This window comes from Vibrio cholerae ATCC 14035 (assembly GCF_000621645.1).
Taxonomy (GTDB): domain Bacteria; phylum Pseudomonadota; class Gammaproteobacteria; order Enterobacterales; family Vibrionaceae; genus Vibrio; species Vibrio cholerae.
On the sequence record NZ_JHXR01000003.1, the window covers coordinates 63095 to 82176 of the forward strand.

At 50.2% G+C, this 19082-nt stretch carries 18 protein-coding genes; 8 read left to right on the forward strand and 10 right to left on the reverse strand.

Annotated elements, in window-relative coordinates; all coding sequences use genetic code 11:
• Positions 1–36 precede the first annotated feature (36 nt).
• Positions 37–1467 (forward strand): bifunctional D-glycero-beta-D-manno-heptose-7-phosphate kinase/D-glycero-beta-D-manno-heptose 1-phosphate adenylyltransferase HldE, encoded by a 1431-nt coding sequence (gene hldE / locus T411_RS0103800; RefSeq protein ID WP_000805768.1) that lies wholly within the window; start codon positions 37–39, stop codon positions 1465–1467.
• 105 nt (positions 1468–1572) lie between these two features.
• Here the strand turns inward: hldE and tolC are convergent, their stop codons facing one another.
• Positions 1573–2889, reverse strand: a complete 1317-nt coding sequence (tolC, locus tag T411_RS0103805; protein ID WP_000735334.1) for an outer membrane channel protein TolC — start codon at positions 2887–2889, stop codon at positions 1573–1575.
• A 231-nt stretch (positions 2890–3120) separates the two neighbouring features.
• Here tolC and nudF point away from each other — a divergent pair, with 231 nt between their 5' ends.
• From nudF to parC, 6 genes are all read left to right on the forward strand, one after another.
• The gene (nudF, locus tag T411_RS0103810) at positions 3121–3747 is read left to right on the forward strand and encodes an ADP-ribose diphosphatase (RefSeq protein WP_001150037.1); all 627 of its coding nucleotides are present in this window, start codon (positions 3121–3123) and stop codon (positions 3745–3747) included.
• 6 nt (positions 3748–3753) lie between these two features.
• Entirely contained in the window at positions 3754–4200 is a 447-nt protein-coding gene (locus tag T411_RS0103815; RefSeq protein WP_000080930.1) for a DUF1249 family protein, read from the forward strand.
• A gap of 24 nt (positions 4201–4224) precedes the next feature.
• On the forward strand, positions 4225–5043 hold the full coding sequence (gene cpdA / locus T411_RS0103820) for a 3',5'-cyclic-AMP phosphodiesterase (RefSeq protein ID WP_000868844.1): 819 nt from the start codon (positions 4225–4227) through the stop codon (positions 5041–5043).
• A gap of 1 nt (position 5044) precedes the next feature.
• The gene (gene yqiA / locus T411_RS0103825; RefSeq protein WP_000126995.1) at positions 5045–5632 is read left to right on the forward strand and encodes an esterase YqiA; all 588 of its coding nucleotides are present in this window, start codon (positions 5045–5047) and stop codon (positions 5630–5632) included.
• Positions 5633–5960: 328 nt separating this feature from the next.
• Positions 5961–7841: a DNA topoisomerase IV subunit B gene (gene parE / locus T411_RS0103830; RefSeq protein WP_000139795.1), complete on the forward strand. Its 1881-nt coding sequence runs from the start codon at positions 5961–5963 to the stop codon at positions 7839–7841.
• Positions 7842–7844: 3 nt separating this feature from the next.
• Positions 7845–10130 (forward strand): DNA topoisomerase IV subunit A, encoded by a 2286-nt coding sequence (parC, locus tag T411_RS0103835; RefSeq protein WP_000102510.1) that lies wholly within the window; start codon positions 7845–7847, stop codon positions 10128–10130.
• Between the two features lie 48 nt (positions 10131–10178).
• Here parC and yacG read toward each other — a convergent pair whose 3' ends face one another.
• The 8 genes from yacG to nadC all read right to left on the reverse strand — a co-directional run bounded on the left by yacG (position 10179) and on the right by nadC (position 17381).
• Positions 10179–10376 (reverse strand): DNA gyrase inhibitor YacG, encoded by a 198-nt coding sequence (yacG, locus tag T411_RS0103840; RefSeq protein WP_000162865.1) that lies wholly within the window; start codon positions 10374–10376, stop codon positions 10179–10181.
• A 141-nt stretch (positions 10377–10517) separates the two neighbouring features.
• A complete protein-coding gene (gene zapD / locus T411_RS0103850; RefSeq protein WP_000207198.1) occupies positions 10518–11258 on the reverse strand; it encodes a cell division protein ZapD in 741 nt (246 codons plus the stop codon).
• Between the two features lie 31 nt (positions 11259–11289).
• The gene (gene coaE / locus T411_RS0103855) at positions 11290–11898 is read right to left on the reverse strand and encodes a dephospho-CoA kinase (RefSeq protein ID WP_000011557.1); all 609 of its coding nucleotides are present in this window, start codon (positions 11896–11898) and stop codon (positions 11290–11292) included.
• The gene (locus T411_RS0103860) at positions 11895–12770 is read right to left on the reverse strand and encodes a prepilin peptidase (RefSeq protein ID WP_000418747.1); all 876 of its coding nucleotides are present in this window, start codon (positions 12768–12770) and stop codon (positions 11895–11897) included. The genes coaE and T411_RS0103860 overlap by 4 nt, the downstream gene beginning before the upstream one ends.
• A gap of 57 nt (positions 12771–12827) precedes the next feature.
• On the reverse strand, positions 12828–14054 hold the full coding sequence (locus tag T411_RS0103865) for a type II secretion system F family protein (protein ID WP_000648511.1): 1227 nt from the start codon (positions 14052–14054) through the stop codon (positions 12828–12830).
• Positions 14055–14096: 42 nt separating this feature from the next.
• Positions 14097–15785, reverse strand: a complete 1689-nt coding sequence (gene pilB / locus T411_RS0103870) for a type IV-A pilus assembly ATPase PilB (protein ID WP_000957200.1) — start codon at positions 15783–15785, stop codon at positions 14097–14099.
• Positions 15785–16246 (reverse strand): pilin, encoded by a 462-nt coding sequence (locus tag T411_RS0103875; RefSeq protein ID WP_000649326.1) that lies wholly within the window; start codon positions 16244–16246, stop codon positions 15785–15787. The genes pilB and T411_RS0103875 overlap by 1 nt, the downstream gene beginning before the upstream one ends.
• 244 nt (positions 16247–16490) lie before the next feature.
• A complete protein-coding gene (nadC, locus tag T411_RS0103880; RefSeq protein WP_000665274.1) occupies positions 16491–17381 on the reverse strand; it encodes a carboxylating nicotinate-nucleotide diphosphorylase in 891 nt (296 codons plus the stop codon).
• A 295-nt stretch (positions 17382–17676) separates the two neighbouring features.
• Here nadC and ampD point away from each other — a divergent pair, with 295 nt between their 5' ends.
• Entirely contained in the window at positions 17677–18222 is a 546-nt protein-coding gene (gene ampD / locus T411_RS0103885; RefSeq protein WP_000567318.1) for a 1,6-anhydro-N-acetylmuramyl-L-alanine amidase AmpD, read from the forward strand.
• A 222-nt stretch (positions 18223–18444) separates the two neighbouring features.
• Here the strand turns inward: ampD and fldB are convergent, their stop codons facing one another.
• On the reverse strand, positions 18445–18963 hold the full coding sequence (gene fldB, locus T411_RS0103890) for a flavodoxin FldB (RefSeq protein WP_000690112.1): 519 nt from the start codon (positions 18961–18963) through the stop codon (positions 18445–18447).
• Positions 18964–19082: the final 119 nt, after the last annotated feature.

Consider the following 19082-nt stretch of genomic DNA (forward strand, 5'->3'; position numbering starts at 1 on the left):
TAAACTCCGCCCCAATCTGAATATTGGAGATTGAGAATGAAACCAGTGCTACCTGACTACAGCAAAGCGGGTGTGTTAATTGTCGGTGATGTCATGCTTGACCGTTACTGGTATGGCCCAACGGGACGTATCTCGCCGGAAGCACCAGTACCTGTAGTGAAAGTAGAGCAGAGTGAAGAGCGTCCGGGCGGTGCCGCTAACGTTGCGATGAACATCGCTTCTTTAGGTGGCCACGCGCACATCATTGGCCTGACAGGGCAAGATGAGCCGGCGAATGTGCTTGCCAACAAGCTCACCTCACTGAAAGTCCATTGTGATTTTGTGGCGCTGCCGGATTACCCGACCATCACTAAATTGCGTGTATTGAGCCGCGGTCAGCAGTTGATCCGTCTGGATTTTGAAGACAAATTCGAAAACACGGATGCGCAGCTTATCTTATCGCGCATGGAAAGTGCGCTACCTAAAGTGCGCGCGGTGATCCTGTCTGATTATGCGAAAGGTGCGTTAGAGCACGTACAGCAGTTTATTCAGAAAGCCAAGGCGGCTGGTGTACCTGTGTTTATCGATCCTAAGGGCAGCGACTTTGAACGCTATCGTGGTGCATCGCTGCTTACGCCAAACATGTCTGAATTTGAAGCTGTGGTCGGCAAAGTCAAATCTGAGCAAGAGCTGGTTGAAAAAGGTTTTGCCCTGATTGAAAAGTTCGATCTCGGCGCATTACTGGTGACTCGTAGCGAACACGGTATGACTCTGCTGCGCCGTGGACTGGAACCTTTCCATTTACCCACCCAAGCCAAAGAAGTGTATGACGTGACAGGCGCCGGGGATACGGTGATTTCTGTGCTTGCGGCGTCGGTTGCGGCAGGTAAAGCGCTGGATGAAGCTTGCGCTCTGGCTAATGCTGCCGCCGGTGTGGTGGTCGGTAAACTGGGTACGTCTACTGTTTCTACCATTGAATTGGCGGAAGCCGTGCACGGCAGCAAAGACACTGATTATGGCGTGATCAGCGAAGATGCTCTGATTGAAGCCGTGAAAAAAGCGCAAGCGCGTGGCGAAAAAGTGGTGATGACCAACGGCTGCTTTGACATTTTGCACGCAGGCCATGTTTCTTACCTTAACCATGCGGCAGAGCTTGGCGATCGCTTAATCGTTGCGGTGAACACCGATGAATCGGTGAAACGCTTGAAAGGCCCTGGCCGTCCGGTCAACAGTACCGATCGTCGTATGGCGGTATTGGCGGGTCTTGGCGCGGTGGACTGGGTCGTGCCATTTAGCGAAGATACACCACAGCGTTTGATCGCAGCCATATTGCCAAACCTACTGGTGAAAGGTGGCGACTACAAACCGGAAGAGATTGCGGGTGGCAAAGAAGTGATTGCCGCGGGTGGTGAAGTCAAAGTATTGAACTTTGAAGAAGGCTGCTCAACCACCGAAATCATCGAAGCGATCAAAGGTGGTCGTGGTTAACGTGGATTGATAAGTAATGTGATACTTATCAATTACTTAATCGATATATAGCAAAAGGGGCCAAATGGCCCCTTCATTTATTTCATGCAGCTCAAAAGAGATGGATTACTTCTTCGCGACTTTTAGGCCTGCGTTGACATCCATCACGTCTTGCTCACTCAGAGTACCAATCGCTTGGCGCAGTTGCAGCACACTGAGAATGTAGTCATAGCGAGCATTCGAGAGATTTTTGTTCGCATCATACAGGCGACGTGTGGCATCGAGTACATCGACAATGGTACGCGTACCGACATCAAAACCTGCTTCGGTCGCTTCCAGTGCTGACTTCGCAGAAATCACTGCCTGCTCATAAGCACGCAGTGCACCAATTGAAGCGTTGATGTTGTTGTTGTATGCACGCACATCTTTAACCACTGAGCGGTAAGCGGCTTCCAGATCTTGACTGGCGGCTACATACGCAAATTCAGCCTGCTTGGTCAGTGACGTGGTGTTGCCACCTGTGTACAGCGGTACTTTGAGGTTCACGCCGATTTTGAAATCGTTGTACTCTTCGCCTGAAGTGTTTTTCGCATTGTCGTTGCTATTGTTGCCATAGTTGTAACCACCATCTAAGGTCAGTGATGGCAGATGGCCAGAGCTGGCAAGCGAAATGTTGTCACGTGCGACATCTTGGCTGATACGAGCAGCAAGCAGCGATAAGTTTTGCTGTTGCGCTTTTTCGATCAACGCTTCGCTCGATTCGGTCGTACGACTCGCAGCAAAACGTTTGGTATCGAGCACCGCAAGCTTAGAGTATTCCTGACCCGTAATTTCACGCAGAGCTTCATAGCTATTGGTGAGGCTGTTTTCCGCCAACACTTCATCGGCTAATACACCATCGAATTGTGCCTGTGCATCATGTACGTCGGTAATCGCTGACAAACCGACTTCAAAGCGTTGCTTGGTTTGCTCTAATTGGCGACCTACCGCCGCTTTTTCGGCGCGCACGAATTCAAGGTTATCTTGAGCGCGGAGCACTTCAAAATAAGCCTTCGCCACACGTAAGATTAAGCCTTGTTGCGTGGCAGCGTATTGAGAGTCTGCTTGGCGGGCTTTTTTCTCAGCCGTGTCTAAGCTTACCCAGCTAGAGCGTTGGTACAGTTCTTGTGAAAAGTTGATGCCTGCAGAGAGAAGATCACTTTCGCGTGGATCTTGATCACTGCGGTTGATGTTGTAACCCGCCGTCAGATTAATTTGTGGTAAAAGGGCACTACGGCTAGAAGTCACCGCTTCAAACGCAGCATCACGTTGAGCCGCTACGCTGAGTAATTGGGGATCATTTTCTTTTGCTTGGTTATAAATCTCTGCCAGGTTTTCTGCCCAAACGGCAGAGCTTAGTGTGCCTAGCGCAGCACTAACAAATAATGGAAGCAGTTTTTTCATCGGTCCTATTCCTGACGTGATGTGAAAGGATTTATTCCTCAAGAGTTTAACTCAAATTGATGGTAATTCACTCGAAACTTTGCACTTTTTTACACTTAACTATCCAACTGTGCAATAAAAATTATGAGCCACTTAAAAAATAAGATAATTTTTATATAAAAAGTTGAGCCATCACTTGGTAGTCGGCAAATTCCACGAGTAAACTATAAAGTTCATCAATAGGAGGTACGAATGCAAGACGCGAATCAGCAGCCAGTCTCTTTTAATAAGAAAGATGTCGAAATCCTTAATAAAGAGACACTGTTTAAAGGCTTTTTCCGCATGGTGAAGTACCGTTTTAAGCATAAACGTTTTGCGGGAGGCTGGAGTGAGCCTGTCGAGCGTGAAATGTTTGAACGTGGTCATGCCGCAGCGATGTTGCCGTACGATCCTATTCGTGACCAAGTGGTGATCATCGAACAGATCCGCGTCGGTGCGCTAGAACATGCACAGCCTTGGCAACTGGAAATTGTCGCTGGAGTGATTGATACCGATGAGAGTGCTGAACAAGTCGTGCGCCGTGAAGCGGTAGAAGAAGCAGGGCTGACTGTAGGCAGAATTGAAAAAATTACCTCTTATTATCCTTCTTCTGGGGGATGTTCTGAAAAATTGGATGTCTTTATAGGTGAAGTCGATTGTTCACAAGCGGGTGGCATTCATGGTTTAGACTGTGAAGGAGAGGACATCAAAGTGCATGTGATGAGTCGGACTGAAGCGTATCAATTGGTCAAAGATGGGCGAATTGAAAATGGGGCATCAATCATTGCCTTACAGTGGTTGGCGCTGAATTATCAGCCATTACAACAGCAATGGCAGTAACGAGTAATGAGTCAATTGACAGTTAAAAAAACGTATCATGTTGATCTCCCTGAATTAATGCGGGTGTATGAGACCAACTACGCCAAACTGAATGCTCTGCTGCCTGTGCAGCCGGAGGTCGGAGAGTTGCGTTGTTACCAAGCTGCTCAAATGACCTACCAACTGCAAGTGCTAGAGGTCACAAAGTACACAACTTTGTTGGAGGTCTGTCAAAGTGATGACTTGTCAGTATTTCCATTGCCGACCATGTCTGTCAGGCTGTACCACGATGCTCGCGTGGCCGAGGTTTGCAGTAGTGAACAGTTAGGTCGAGTGCAAGCGCGCTATGATTATCCGAACGAAAACATGGTGCAACCCGATGAAAAAGCGCAACTGAATCGCTTTTTAGGCGATTGGCTGACTTTTTGCCTCAAGCATGGCATCAGTCGCAGTCCAATCACCCTATCACAATAAATAACAGAGTTAGGTTTACCGATTTTGAAAGTGTCGTCTCAATCAGAGGATTCATCGATCAAGCTTATTCAGATCACGGACACCCATTTGTTCGCGGCGGAAGATGGTAGCTTGCTCAGTGTGAATACGGCTGACAGCTTTGCGGCTGTGGTTGCGGCCATTGGTGAAGAGCAGGTCGAATTTGATGCTATTCTCGCCACCGGGGATATTTCACAAGACCACACACCCGAGTCTTATCAACGCTTTGTGCGCGGTATTCAGCCGCTAAAAAAAGCGTGTTATTGGCTGCCCGGTAATCATGATTACAAACCGAGTATGCACGGTGTACTGCCCACTCAGCAAATTCAAGCCGTTGAACATGTGCTGCTGGGGGAGCATTGGCAAGTGGTGTTACTCGATTCGCAAGTGGTTGGCGTGCCGCACGGCAAACTGAGTGAGCAGCAGTTACAACTGCTGGATAACAAGCTGACCGAGTACCCAGAGCGTCACACTTTAGTGCTGCTGCACCATCATCCGCTCTTGGTGGGAAGCGCTTGGCTTGATCAGCACACACTCAAAGAGAGCGAGCGTTTTTGGGATGTCGTCGCCAAGCACAGTAATGTGAAAGCCATTTTGTGTGGGCATGTGCATCAGGATATGGATCGTATTCACCTTGGCGCGCGTGTGATGGCGACCCCCTCAACCTGTGTGCAGTTTAAGCCTAATTCACAAGATTTCGCGTTAGATAACTGCTCACCCGGCTGGCGTGAATTAACCCTTCACGCGGATGGGCAAGTGAGCACCCAAGTGAAGCGACTTAAACAAGGCCGATTTTTACCTGATTTTAACTCGAACGGATACTGATATGACTGCTCGTCCAGCTTTGCTGCTCTACATCCATGGTTTTAACAGCTCACCGTTGTCACACAAAGCGCAAGTGATGCAGCAGTATTGCCAGCAGCACAGGCCTGATATCAAAGTCGTGGTGCCCAAGTTACCGAGCTTTCCTGCGCAAGCGGCGCAGCATCTGTTGTCTGTCGTGGAGCAATATCGCGCGCAATATCGGATCGGGTTGGTCGGCAGTTCATTAGGCGGTTATCTCTCCACTTGGTTAAATGCCCAATTTGGCTTTCGCGCGGTACTGATCAATCCTGCTGTGAAGCCTTACGAGTTATTAGCCGATTTTCTCGGTGAGCAGGTTAATCCTTACACCCAAGAGCATTACGTGCTCGAAGCGTGTCATATTGATGAGTTGAAAGCGCTCGATACGCCAGTGCTGAAACAGCCAAGCGATTTTTGGCTACTGCAGCAAAAAGGCGATGAAGTGCTGGATTATCGACAAGCGGTTGAGAAGTACCAAGCAGCTAAACTGACCGTGGAAGAGGGCGGTGACCACAGTTTTGTGGATTTTGAACGTTACCCAGAGCAGATTATTCACTTCCTTGAACTTTGATTGATGACTGACTTTTGTTGTTTTCGGATTCAATCTGCGTTTTGCTGCGCAAAGCCTCATAAATTTACCTGATCCTTGCGCTGTGCCCTTGACATCAGAGGGCGGCTTCCAGACTATGTTGCCCTTAGACTTTAGCGCCAGCTGTGCGGCGGTGTAAGGGCAGAACGCGAGCTTGCTTGGTCAGTGTCCTCTCGCTCCCATCGTTCAGCTTGCTGAACTGAACACCTGAAATAATGCGATTTTTCGCACAATTTATGCACAAAAAATCAGGTTTTCACACGGCGCTGATAAAGTTACCAATCATTGAGCAAATAAAGCATTCCGTATTATGACTGAACAATATAATGCTGGGGCCATTGAGGTTCTCAATGGCTTAGAACCAGTGCGTCGCAGACCGGGAATGTATACCGACACCACGCGCCCCAATCACCTTGGGCAAGAAGTGATCGACAACTCCGTCGATGAAGCGCTGGCCGGATACGCCTCCAAAATTCAGGTAATTCTTCATGCCGATCAATCGCTCGAAGTGATTGATGACGGGCGAGGCATGCCCGTCGATATTCACCCCGAAGAGAAGGTCTCAGGGGTGGAGCTTATCCTGTGCAAACTGCACGCCGGTGGTAAGTTTTCCAACAAAAACTACCAATTTTCCGGTGGCTTGCATGGGGTGGGTATTTCGGTGGTGAATGCGCTCTCCAAACGGGTAGAAGTGGCGGTTCGCCGTGATGGTCAAGTGTATGAAATTGCCTTTGAACATGGCGATAAAGTGACTGAGCTGACGGTTACGGGGACTTGCGGCCGTCGCAATACCGGTACTAGCGTCCATTTCTGGCCAGACACCAAATATTTTGACTCACCGAATTTCTCCGTATCGCGCCTGATTAATAACTTGCGTGCCAAGGCGGTACTTTGCCCCGGTTTAGAAATCATCTTTACCGATAAGGTCAATAACAACGAGCACCGCTGGTTGTACGAAGATGGTCTAAAAGATTATCTGGCCGAAGGGGTGAAAGGTTATACCTTACTGCCGGAAGAGCCGTTTACCGGCGAATTTACTGCGCAAACCGAAGCGGCAACGTGGGCGGTGATTTGGCTACCCGAAGGTGGCGAGCTCATCACCGAAAGCTACGTTAACCTGATCCCAACTGCGCAAGGTGGTACCCATGTCAACGGTTTACGCCAAGGCTTGCTGGATGCGATGCGCGAGTTTTGTGAGTTCCGCAATCTGCTGCCACGCGGGGTAAAATTGACAGGCGAGGACGTGTTTGACCGCTGTGCTTATGTGCTGTCGATCAAGATGCAAGATCCGCAGTTTGCTGGCCAAACCAAAGAGCGCCTATCTTCACGCCAATCGGCGGCGTTTGTCTCCGGTGTGGTGAAAGATGCCTTTAGCTTGTGGCTTAACGAAAAACCACAACTGGCAGAGCAGTTAGCCGAAGTTTGTATTGCTAATGCGCACAGCCGAATGCGTGCCAGCAAGAAAGTGGTACGTAAGAAGATCGCTTCAGGCCCTGCCTTACCGGGTAAATTAACCGACTGTACAGTGCAAGACCTTAACCGCACCGAACTCTTCCTGGTGGAAGGGGATTCGGCGGGCGGCTCGGCGAAGCAAGCGCGGGATCGTGAATTCCAAGCGGTGATGCCACTGCGCGGCAAAATCCTCAATACATGGGAAGTTTCTGCCGATCAAGTATTGGCTTCACAAGAAGTACACGACATCTCAGTTGCATTGGGGATTGACCCTGACAGCGATAACCTCGAAGCACTGCGTTACGGCAAGGTCTGTATCCTTGCCGATGCGGACTCGGATGGTCTGCACATTGCGACCTTGCTTTGCGCCCTATTTACCCGCCATTTCCGCGCGCTGGTGAAAGCGGGTCACGTCTATGTTGCCATGCCGCCGCTCTACCGCATCGACTGTGGTAAAGAGGTGTTCTACGCACTCGATGATCAAGAAAAAGAGGGCGTGTTAGAGCGTCTGAGCCAGAAAAAAGCCAAAGTGAACGTGCAACGCTTTAAAGGCTTGGGTGAAATGAACCCGCTGCAATTGCGTGAAACCACCATGGATCCCAACACTCGCCGCTTGGTGCAACTGACCATTGATGATGCTGAAGCGACCGACGAGATGATGGATATGCTGCTGGGTAAAAAGCGTGCGGATGACCGCCGAGCTTGGCTGCAACGTAACGGCGATATGGCAGAGGTGTAACGAATGTCTACTGAAATCAGCTTTGATGGCGTTGAACAACTGCCGCTGCGCAAATTTACTGAAGACGCTTATCTCAACTATTCGATGTACGTCATCATGGACCGTGCCTTGCCCTACATTGGCGATGGCTTAAAACCGGTTCAGCGACGCATCATCTACGCGATGTCTGAGTTGGGTCTCTCGGCATCGGCCAAATACAAAAAATCAGCACGTACCGTGGGTGACGTACTGGGTAAATACCATCCGCATGGCGATTCGGCCTGTTACGAAGCCATGGTGTTGATGGCGCAGCCATTCTCTTATCGCTATCCGTTAGTGGATGGTCAAGGTAACTGGGGGGCACCGGACGATCCGAAATCGTTCGCGGCCATGCGTTATACCGAAGCCAAACTGTCAAAGTTTGCCGAGATTCTGCTTAGCGAATTAGGCCAAGGCACCGTAGATTGGCAACCAAACTTTGACGGCACCATGCAAGAGCCGAAAATGTTGCCAGCGCGTCTGCCGCACATTCTGCTCAATGGTGTCACCGGCATCGCGGTAGGTATGGCCACCGACATTCCACCGCATAACGTGCGTGAAGTGGCGGATGCGACGATTCACCTCATCGATAATCCTAACGCGCCGCTGACCGATTTAATGCAGTACGTCAAAGGCCCAGATTTCCCGACCGAAGCGGAAATCATCACCCCAACGGTTGAGCTAGAGAAGATTTACCGCTCTGGCCGTGGCAGCATCAAAATGCGTGCTGTGTGGTGCAAAGAAGGCTCGGATATCGTGATCACCGCGCTGCCGCATCAAGTCTCTGGCGCGAAGCTGCTGGAGCAGATCGCCGCGCAGATGCGTGCTAAGAAACTGCCGATGGTGGAAGACTTACGCGATGAATCGGATCACGAGAACCCAACGCGTATCGTGATCGTGCCGCGCTCAAATCGCGTCGATTGCGATCTGCTGATGAACCACTTGTTCGCTTCTACGGATCTGGAAAAGAGCTTCCGCGTTAACCTGAATATGATTGGTCTCGACAATCGTCCTCAGGTCAAAGGCTTAGTGCAGATCTTGAGCGAGTGGATCTCGTTCCGCCGTGAAACGGTACGCTCACGTTTGCAATATCGCCTCGATAAAGTGCTGGCTCGTTTGCACATTTTGCAAGGTTTGCTGATTGCTTATCTCAACCTTGATGAAGTGATTGAGATCATCCGCAACGAAGACGATCCGAAAGCGGTGTTGATGGCACGCTTTGATCTGACCGATATTCAAGCGGACGCGATCTTAGATACCAAGTTACGCCACTTGGCGAAACTGGAAGAGATGAAGATCCGCGGTGAGCAAGATGAGCTAGAAAAAGAGCGTAAAAAACTGGAAGAGCTACTCGGCTCTGAACGTCGCCTCAATAATCTGCTCAAAAAAGAGATCAAAGCGGATGCCGATAAGTTTGGCGATGATCGCCGCTCACCACTGGTCGAACGCGAAGAAGCCAAAGCGCTGACCGAGCGTGATTTGATGCCAAGCGAAGCGATCACCGTCGTGCTGTCTGAAAAAGGCTGGATCCGTCACGCCAAAGGTCATGATGTGGATTGCCAAAGCTTGAACTACAAAGCAGGCGATAATTACCTCACACATGCCTGTGGTAAGAGCAACCAGCAAGCAGTGTTCTTGGGCAGTGATGGCCGCAGTTACTCGCTCGAATCGCATACGCTGCCATCAGCGCGCGGTCAAGGTGAGCCGATCACGGGGCGTTTGAACGTAGCGGAAGGCACTACGATTCGTCAGGTTGTGATGGGCGAGGAAGATCAGCTCTGGTTGGTGGGTTCAGATGCCGGCTACGGCTTTGTGTGTAAAGGCGATGACCTACTGTCGAAAAACCGCAGTGGTAAAGCTTTGATCAATCTGCCAGAAAACTCGGAAGTGATGACGCCACAAGTGATCGCCGATCTCGATAACGATGAGATTTTAGCCATTACTAACCAAGGGCGAATGTTGCTGTTCCCGATTAAGGATCTGCCGCAACTGAGCAAAGGTAAAGGTAACAAGATCATCAACATTCCTGCGGCGAAAGCGAAAACCCGTGAGGAAGTGCTGTCCAACCTGATGGTGTTGCCACAAGGCGCATCGATTACCCTGTATGCAGGCAAACGTAAGCTAGGCTTGAAGGTGAGCGATCTGGATAACTTCCGTGGTGAACGCGGCCGTCGTGGCGCTTTGTTGCCCCGTGGCTTGCAACGCGTGACCGCGATTGAGATTGAAACCTCAGCGGAGCCAGAATCAACCCCGCATTCGGAAGATGAATAGACTAGAGGAGCCATTTGGCTCCTCTTTCTTTACTCTCAACCCCGTGAACTAATACTGATCTTCTGACCAGCCATCGCTGTCGGACATATCCGGTGCGCCGGGAATGGCTTTCTCTTCATCTGCCCATTCGCCAAAATCAATCATTTGACACTGCTTACTGCAAAATGGACGGTGTGGGCTCTGTTCGCCCCATTCCACATCGGTGCCACATTGTGGGCATTTCACTATGGTGAGTTTTTTGGTCATAACGCAGTCCTATTGAAAAGCAGCCATGGCTTATCCCCTTAAAACCGGCAACGCCAAGTTGTGTGGGGATACTCTTCATCAAAGCCAAGCTGATAATGTATTTTTGGTTCGCAACATTGTTTCGAGAAAAGGTCGCGAGTTTTAGCAGCACACCGCCAAATCAAAGGCGATATCTTGAGTGCAGGCTTGCCCGCTGTGAAAATCGATAAACTTGATAGCAAAGCGGTTTTTGTGCCCAGAAATCATCGGGTACACACCGTATTCGAGCGGAATCGCAAGGCGTAGGATATTGGCATCTTCCGCATCACTTTGGTAGAAACCGTTGCTTGCCATGCGTGAGCGGTAGTGGCCGGTTTCGCGAGTCAATTTAAGCCAGAGTTTGAGTGCATTCGAAAGCGGCGTCACGGTTTGCATCCACTGCTGGGCATCACGCATTTTGCGATCCAGCGGCAGATGCAGCCAGTAGTGCAGCGCTGGCAGATCAAAACAGCAGGAACCACCCGGTAAATTAAAGCGCTGACGAATTGCACTGAGGAAACGGTCTTCTTTGAGTGATTGGCCAAAACGCTCGGCACTCATCAGATCCCGATGAACTTCATCGACTTCGGTGAGCAGCGAGTTAAGCATCTCTTGATCTACGCCTTCTACATGGAGCCAACTGCGGTATGTTAAGCGCTGTTTTTCCATATCTTTAGCCAGTTCACTTTTCAGTTGGATCTGCTCAAAAATCTCCAGCATATCGAACAGTGAGCGGAAAAAGAGTTGATGTTGAATCCCATCACTGAAAGTGGACGCTCGCTCCATCTGATTGAGCAGCGCTTCGACACGCAGGTAGATGCGCGTTTTTTCATTGAGAGGGTGTTCAAACTGGTGCGTAGTCATTGGGCTAGCCTTGGATTCTTTGCGCTTATTCTCACAAATTTTGCCTGCTCATGGCTAGATACTTTTGGTGCAATAGTGTGATTTGAGGCAAAAGTTTCTGGTTTTCTGCGTCATTTTTGAGCACATCATCAGCAATCGCCAAACGTTGAGCGCGTGAGGCTTGCGCAGCAAGGATAGCCTCAGCTTGTTCGCGTGATACTTTATCGCGTGCCATGGTGCGCTCAATCTGTATTTTTTCATCCACATCGACCACTAACACGCGATCGGCCATGGTTTGCAGCTGGTTTTCGACCAACAGGGGCACAATCAACAGCGCATAAGGTGAGGTCGTTTGGGTAAGCGCGTTGCGCATACCTTGGCGGATCATCGGATGCAGCAGTTGGTTTAGCCACGCTTTTTCATTAGGGGCGGCAAAGATGCGTTCACGCAGCGCGGCGCGATTGAGTGAGCCATCAGGGTGCAAGATGGCTTGCCCAAAATGGGCAGCAATCGCTTTTAATCCTTCGGTTTCCGGTTTAACCACGTCACGTGCGATCACATCGGCATCGACCAGATCAATGCCAAACTGATCATGAAATAGATTGGCTACCGTGGTTTTGCCACTGGCGATGCCGCCGGTCAATGCTACGACAAAACTCATAACGGTTGTCCTACCCAAGTGGTGAAGTACCAATCAATTACCTTATCGCCCCACAGCAAGGCAAACCATCCCGCGATGGCGAGATAAGGGCCAAACGGAAAGGCCATATCGATACCTTTTTTCTGCTGGCGCAGTTGGATTAAACCGAAAATCACCCCAACCACCGATGAGAGCAGTACGATGACAGGCAACTGCTGCCAACCCAGCCAAGCGCCGAGAGCGGCGAGCAATTTGAAATCGCCATAACCCATGCCTTCTTTACCTGTCAGCAGTTTAAATAGCCAGTAAATCGACCACAGCGAGAGATAACCCGCCATGGCTCCGATCACCGCATCACTGAGTGAAACAGGAGAAAAACCAAGCAGTGCCAGTGCAATACCGCCCCACAGTAAAGGTAGCGTTAATTGGTCGGGCAACAACAGGGTATCGAAGTCGATGAAGGTTGCCGCAATCAACACATAGCTGAAAAACAGCAGCGCCACGGCAAAAACTCCGAACGGAAAGTGAGTGGCAATCACTAAGCTCATGAGGGCAGTGAGTAGCTCAATCAAGGGATAGCGAGCGCTGATCGGCGCTTTACAGTGTGAGCATTGACCGCGCAGCGCTAGCCAACTCAGTAGCGGGATATTATCAATGACGCGAATCGGCGTTTGACAGTGTGGGCAAGTGGAACGCGGCAAACTGAGGGTCAGTTTACCCTCTGGTGGCGTGATGCCATATTCAGGAAAACTCGCCGCACATTCCGCGCGCCATTCACGCTCCATGATTTTGGGTAAGCGATAGATCACCACATTGAGAAAGCTACCGACAATCAAGCCAAACAGCGTGGCGAGCACCGGAAACAGCCAAGGGTAGAAGTAAAACAGTTCCATTCTCTTGCTCTAAGCGAAATGAGGGCGCGCTCAATGGGCACGCCGTTTGTCGCCATACTAACCCAATACACTCATTAAGTTAAAGATAGGTAAGTACATCGCCACCACTAAGCCGCCCACAACCGTCCCAAGAAAGACGATGATCAGTGGTTCAAGAATCTTGCCCAAGTTATCGACCGTGTTATCGACTTCAAATTCATAGATGGTCGCGACCTTGTTGAGCATGTCGTCTAATTGCCCAGACTCTTCACCGATCATCACCATTTGCAGCACCATTTCGGGAAAAGCTTCGGTATTGCGCATAGCAATGTACATCGGCATACCCGCAGCGGTATCGCGGTACACCTCATTAATCGCGGTTTCAAAGTGCACATTGCCGGAGGTTTTGGCCGTGGTTTTTAAACTGGCGAGAATTGGGATCCCCGCGGCAAAGCTGGTGGCGAGGGTACGGCTGAATTTGGCGATGGAAGCCTTAGCGAGCACATTACCAATAATCGGAAATTTCAGCCCTAAGCGGCTGGTTTTTAAACGGATCTGGAAAGAGTTTTTACGCAGCGCTTTCAAGCCAAAAATGGCTGCTGCGATGGCGATAAATGCCCATAAACTGTAAGCCTGCACCCAGTGTGAGAGTTTCAGCACTTGCTGCGTAAACCAAGGCAGTTCAGCACCAAAGCCTTTAAACATGCTTTCAAACTCTGGGATGACCATGGTGAGCATTAAGTAAGATACCCCGAGCGCGACCAACACAACCATGCTGGGGTAGATGAGCGCTTTAATCACCTTGGCGCGTAGTTGCTCGCTTTTCTCGCGGTAGGTGGCCAAACGCTCAAACACCTCAGGTAAGTTACCGGACATCTCTCCGGTTTCCACTAAATCGACATACAAGGTATCAAAATGGGCGCTGGCGGTGCGCATCGCCTTGGAAAGTGGCGTGCCCGCTTCCACGCTTTTGGTGATTTGCGCCAGAATCGATTTCATCTCAGCTTTACGGTGATTATCGCCCACCAACTTGAGGGCTTGCACAATGGGTACGCCCGTGGTGAGCATGGTCGCCAACTGCCGAGTCAAAATCGTAATATCTTTACTTTTCACGCGATGGGTTAGGCGTGCCAAAAGAGATACACTGCCTTTTTTGAGTTTTTTGATCTGAATATGCTGATCTTTGAGCTTATCGCGCACCTCGATTTCGGAGATGGCGAGCATCTGGCCGGAAACTTTTTTGCCGTTGCTGTTGATGCCTTTCCAGCGATAATTTTTCAGAGGTAAGGTTTGGGTCGCTTTCATGTTGAGGCTCGTGCTGACAGGTTAGGTTATCGAATAAAACAGTTAAAAGTAGAGCACACGCTGCAGCTCGGCAAAGCTGGTGATGCCTTCGCGCAGCTTTTCAAGACCGGACTCTTGCAACGTTTGCATGCCATTGGCTTTGGCTAAACGTTCAATTTGATGAATGCTGGCGCGTTGCATAATGGCCTCCGCCAGCTCGGTATTAAACGCCATCACTTCATAGATCCCAACGCGCCCTGAATAGCCGCCCGTACACTCGTTACACCCCGCCGCATTCGCTTCATACAAGATTTCATTGGGTTGAAATGCAAATTGGCTTTGCAATAGGGCAGAAGGGCGCACCGCGATTTTGCAGTGTTTACATAGGCGGCGCGCGAGGCGTTGGGCGATGATTAAACTGAGTGAGGACGCGAGGTTAAACGGCTCCACCCCCATATTGGCTAAACGAATTACGGTTTCAGCGGCCGAATTGGTGTGCAGGGTGGAAAGCACTAAGTGACCGGTTTGCGCGGCTTTGACCGCGATTTCTGCGGTTTCCAGATCGCGGATTTCGCCGACCATCACCACATCCGGGTCTTGGCGCAGAAACGAGCGTAGCGCTTCGGCAAAGCCAAAGCCGATTTTCGGCTGCACTTGCACTTGGTTAATCCCAGAGAGGTTAATTTCTACCGGATCTTCCGCGGTGGAGATATTGATCTGTGACGTGTTGAGAATGCGCAGCCCAGTATAGAGCGAAACGGTTTTGCCGCTGCCGGTGGGGCCGGTCATTAAAATCATTCCTTGCGGTCTTTTCAGGGCGTTGAGGTAGAGTTGCTTTTGCTGCGGGTTATAGCCGAGCTTATCAATATCCAGATTGGCGGCGCTGCTATCGAGCAGACGCAGCACGATTTTTTCTCCCCATAAAGTGGGAAGTGTCGAAACACGCATATCAATGGCGGTATCGCGGCTTAGGCGCAGTTTAATCCGCCCGTCTTGCGGCAAGCGGCGCTCGGCAATATCTAATTTGGAGAGAATTTTAATCCGCGCAGCTAAACGGCGGCTTAAATGGCTAGCCGGTTGCTGAGTTTCGACCAAGATGCCATCGCAGCGCAGGCGGATCCGATACTGGTTTTCATACGGCTCAAAATGAATATCCGAGGCACCTTTACGTACCGCATCGAGCAGCACTTGGTTGATAAAGCGGCTAACCGGAGAGTCATCTTGGCTGAGATCTTCAATGGATTGCAGCTCGTCGTCACTGACTTTAACCAGATTGGCGAGCTCATCTTGGCTGATCTCTTTCCCTTGGTTGGCTGCGCCTTGAATTGAGCGGCCATACAAACGGCGAATCGCGGCTTGCAGCGCGCGGTGATCGGCCAGTGCCAGTTCAACTTGTAATCCTGTGGCAAAACGAAATTCTTCTTCGGCTTGCAGTAAGGTCGGGTCAGAGACCGCAAGCAGCAATAAATTGCCTTGCTTGGCAATCGGCAAGGCATCGTAGCGGGTAATCAGTTCACGCAGCCCGAGCTGTTGGCACAAGTTGGCGTAGTCGTAGCGGCTAAGGTCGGTTTCCGGCAAGCCGAAAATATGGCTCAGTTGTTCGGTCAGTTCTTGGGCGTGAAAAATACTTAACTCAAGCAGCGCCTCGGGCACCGAAGTCCCCGAAGCGCTAACCTGTGTAACCACCGCTTGTTCTTGCGTTGCGCTGATTAACTCAGCCTGACGCAAGATAGCAACAAGGTTGGTGAGCATTAGTTAATTGTTGCACCTGCAGTACAGCCTTTTGGTGCTATTTCACTAGTAACGGTGGTACTACAAGTCCATAATCCATTGGCATCTCTTGCTAATTGGATTTTTGAACTAGATACTACACCAGCATCGAATGTGTATTTTATTGTACCTCCTAATGCACCTGATGCTGTTGGGGCAATTACAATCTTACCGTCACCCATGTCTTCAACAGTACCTAAGCGTGTAAATCCTGCGGCCGTACCTGCAGTTGTTGCAGGAAAAGAGCCTTCTGTCGCAATATAATCTTCAATATTAGTTTTCAGTGCTGTGATGTTTGCTAAGCCAACCCCAATAGCTGATTTTTTTACATAATTTTGATATTGAGGAATTGCAATCGCTGCCAACACACCAATCACTGCCACCACAATCATCAATTCAATTAAGGTAAAACCTTTCTGTTGTTTGTTTTTATACGCTTTCATAATTTCCTCCGTAGGTGTTTGCGTATTAAGCGCAGTGAGCATATGCCTTGCTACACAAGGGGGGAATCGAGTCGCGAGCGCTCTTCGAGTGAGTTAGGGTTTTAACCTATTGATTTGCATGATGAATGCAAAAAACTTCGAGTCAGTTAAAAACTTATGCAGCTAATTGAGCGATGAGAAATAAAAACAGGAGGCTTGATGCCTCCTGTTAACTGTTTGAAATGTTTGAAGTTAGTCTCAAGTGTTACGACTTAAAACGCATCGACAGATCAAGGGCTTTGAGGTGTTTGGTTAGTGCACCGACCGAGATGTAATCCACACCGGTCTCGGCACACTCTTTGAGGTTATCCAGCGTGATATTGCCGGAGTTCTCCAGCGCCGCACGCCCGGCGTTAATCTTTACCGCTTCACGCATCATCTCAAGGCTAAAGTTATCGAGCATTATGATGTCGGCACCGGCGCTGATCGCCTCTTCCAATTCTGCCAAGGTTTCGGTTTCCACTTCCACCGGTTTGCCGGGATTGAGCTGTTTCGCTGTGCTAATCGCCTGACGGATCCCGCCACAAGCAATAATGTGGTTTTCTTTAATGAGGTAAGCATCAAACACGCCGATACGGTGGTTATAACCGCCGCCACACGCCACGGCGTATTTCAGTGCGCTGCGCAGGCCGGGAATGGTTTTGCGGGTATCGAGCAATCGGCACTGGGTGCCTTTGAGCTCTTGCACATAACGCGCCGTAGCCGTGGCGCAACCGGAAAGGGTTTGAATAAAGTTCATCGCGTTGCGCTCACCGGTGAGCAGAATACGCGCAGGCCCGGTTAAGGTGCACAAGGTTTGGTTGGGCGTGAGGGTATCACCATCTTGCACATGCCATTCAATGCTCACTTGGCCGCCGAGCTGTTTAAACACTTCATCCGCCCACAACTGGCCGCAAAACACCCCCGCTTCACGAGTGATGATGGTCGCGGTGCTGATGCGATCGGCTGGAATCAGGCTTGCGGTAATGTCGGCCGCAGGGTCAAGTGTGCCGCCTAAATCTTCCTTTAGAGTGTCGATCACGCTGCGGGTAATATCGGCAGGCAGTTGCTGTTTCAGGTACGCAAGGCGATCCTGACTGTTGTGAGTCTCTTTCATCGCAAGTCGAATGTCCGTGTTATTTGCTGTGTTAAACCAAACCGCGTCATGATACTGGCTGGCGCGTAGAAATTCAGCTTCTAATCTCGTAATTTGTTAGGTGTAAGGTAGAATCGGGCGCAGGTTATCCCCTTGCTACTTGAAGCTGCAGCGGTGTTGGCTACGTTCGTTCACTCCAATCACAGAGTTTTCCTATGCTCACGGGGACTTACTTGCCGCCTAGCTGCAACTCCAAGTCGTTTGGGGATAGGCTTGGCGTTACTCTCAACCGACAAGATATAAGCAAGGAGTAAGGATGATTGATAGTCAAGGCTGGTACCGCCTCGCCAGAAAAGTACCTTCTCCACATTGTGATGTGCGCCATGATAGTGAGGATATTTCGCTACTTGTGGTGCACAACATCAGCTTGCCCCCCGGCCAGTTTGGCGGCCCGTACATTGAGCAGTTTTTTCTGGGCGAGCTGGATGCCAATCAACATTCGTTTTTTAAGGTAATCGCCAAGATGCGCGTGTCGGCGCACTGCGTGATCCGCCGAGATGGTGAGGTGGTGCAGTTTGTGCCGTTTCATCTGCGCGCGTGGCATGCGGGTGTTTCCTCATTTGCAGGCCGAGCCAAGTGCAATGATTACTCGATTGGTATTGAGCTGGAGGGGAGTGATTTTGTGCCGTATACCGATGCGCAATATCAGGCGCTGACTGAGCTGACCCAAGCCTTGATGGTGCGCTACCCGCACATCACGTTGCCGCGCATTACTGGACATCAATATATTGCGCCGCTGCGTAAAACCGACCCCGGTTTGGTGTTTGACTGGCGGCGTTTTCGGGCTGGGTTGAAGTCATAGGTTTTAGTTGGTGCGAAATACCCCTCCCTGCCTCCCCCTAGAAGAGGGAGGGGTAAGGGCGGTGCTTGGTTTTGAGTTCCCTCCCCTTTTAGGGGAGGGGTAGCGCGGGGTATTTAGCGCTCGCGGTGCTTAAGTTGCTGGGTTTTGCTTGGTTTGGTGTGAAATACCCCCTCCCGATCTCCCCCTATAAGGGGGAGGGGTATTAAGCGCTCACGGATGGGCTTAAATCGCATCGTGATACTCGGTCAGCACTTGCTCGACCCAAGTCGCGATGCGTTCGTCGCTCAAGTCATATTGTGAATCTTCATCGAGCGCGAGGCCGACAAAATGGCTGCCATCTTCAGTCAAAGCCTTGGAGGCTTCAAAGTGGTAGCCTTGATTCGGCCAGTAGCCAAGCAGGTTAGCTCCGCTCTTCTTGATCTGGTCGTGCAGCAGCCCCATCGCATCCAGATACCATTCGCCATAGCCTTCTTGATCGCCTAAGCCGAACAACGCGACGTACTTGTTTTTTAGCGACACGCCACCGATGTGATCCCATACCGCACTCCAGTCCTCTTGGATTTCACCAAAATCCCATGTTGAAATGCCCAGCAGTAAAAGATCGTAATCACTCATTAAAGTGAGAGGCGATTCTTTTACGTTGTGGATATCCACCAGTTCTTCACCCAGTATGGCGCGAATTTTCTCCGCGGTCATTTCGGTGTAACAGGTGCTTGAGCCATAAAATAGACCAATCTTCATCAATAATTTGTATCTGTCTGCGAAGGAATGGCAAATTCTAACCATAAAAATGATCGGAATGCAGCCAATATCCTGCATCCTGCGTATTTTTATGCTATTAAACGCCCAGTAAAAAGAGA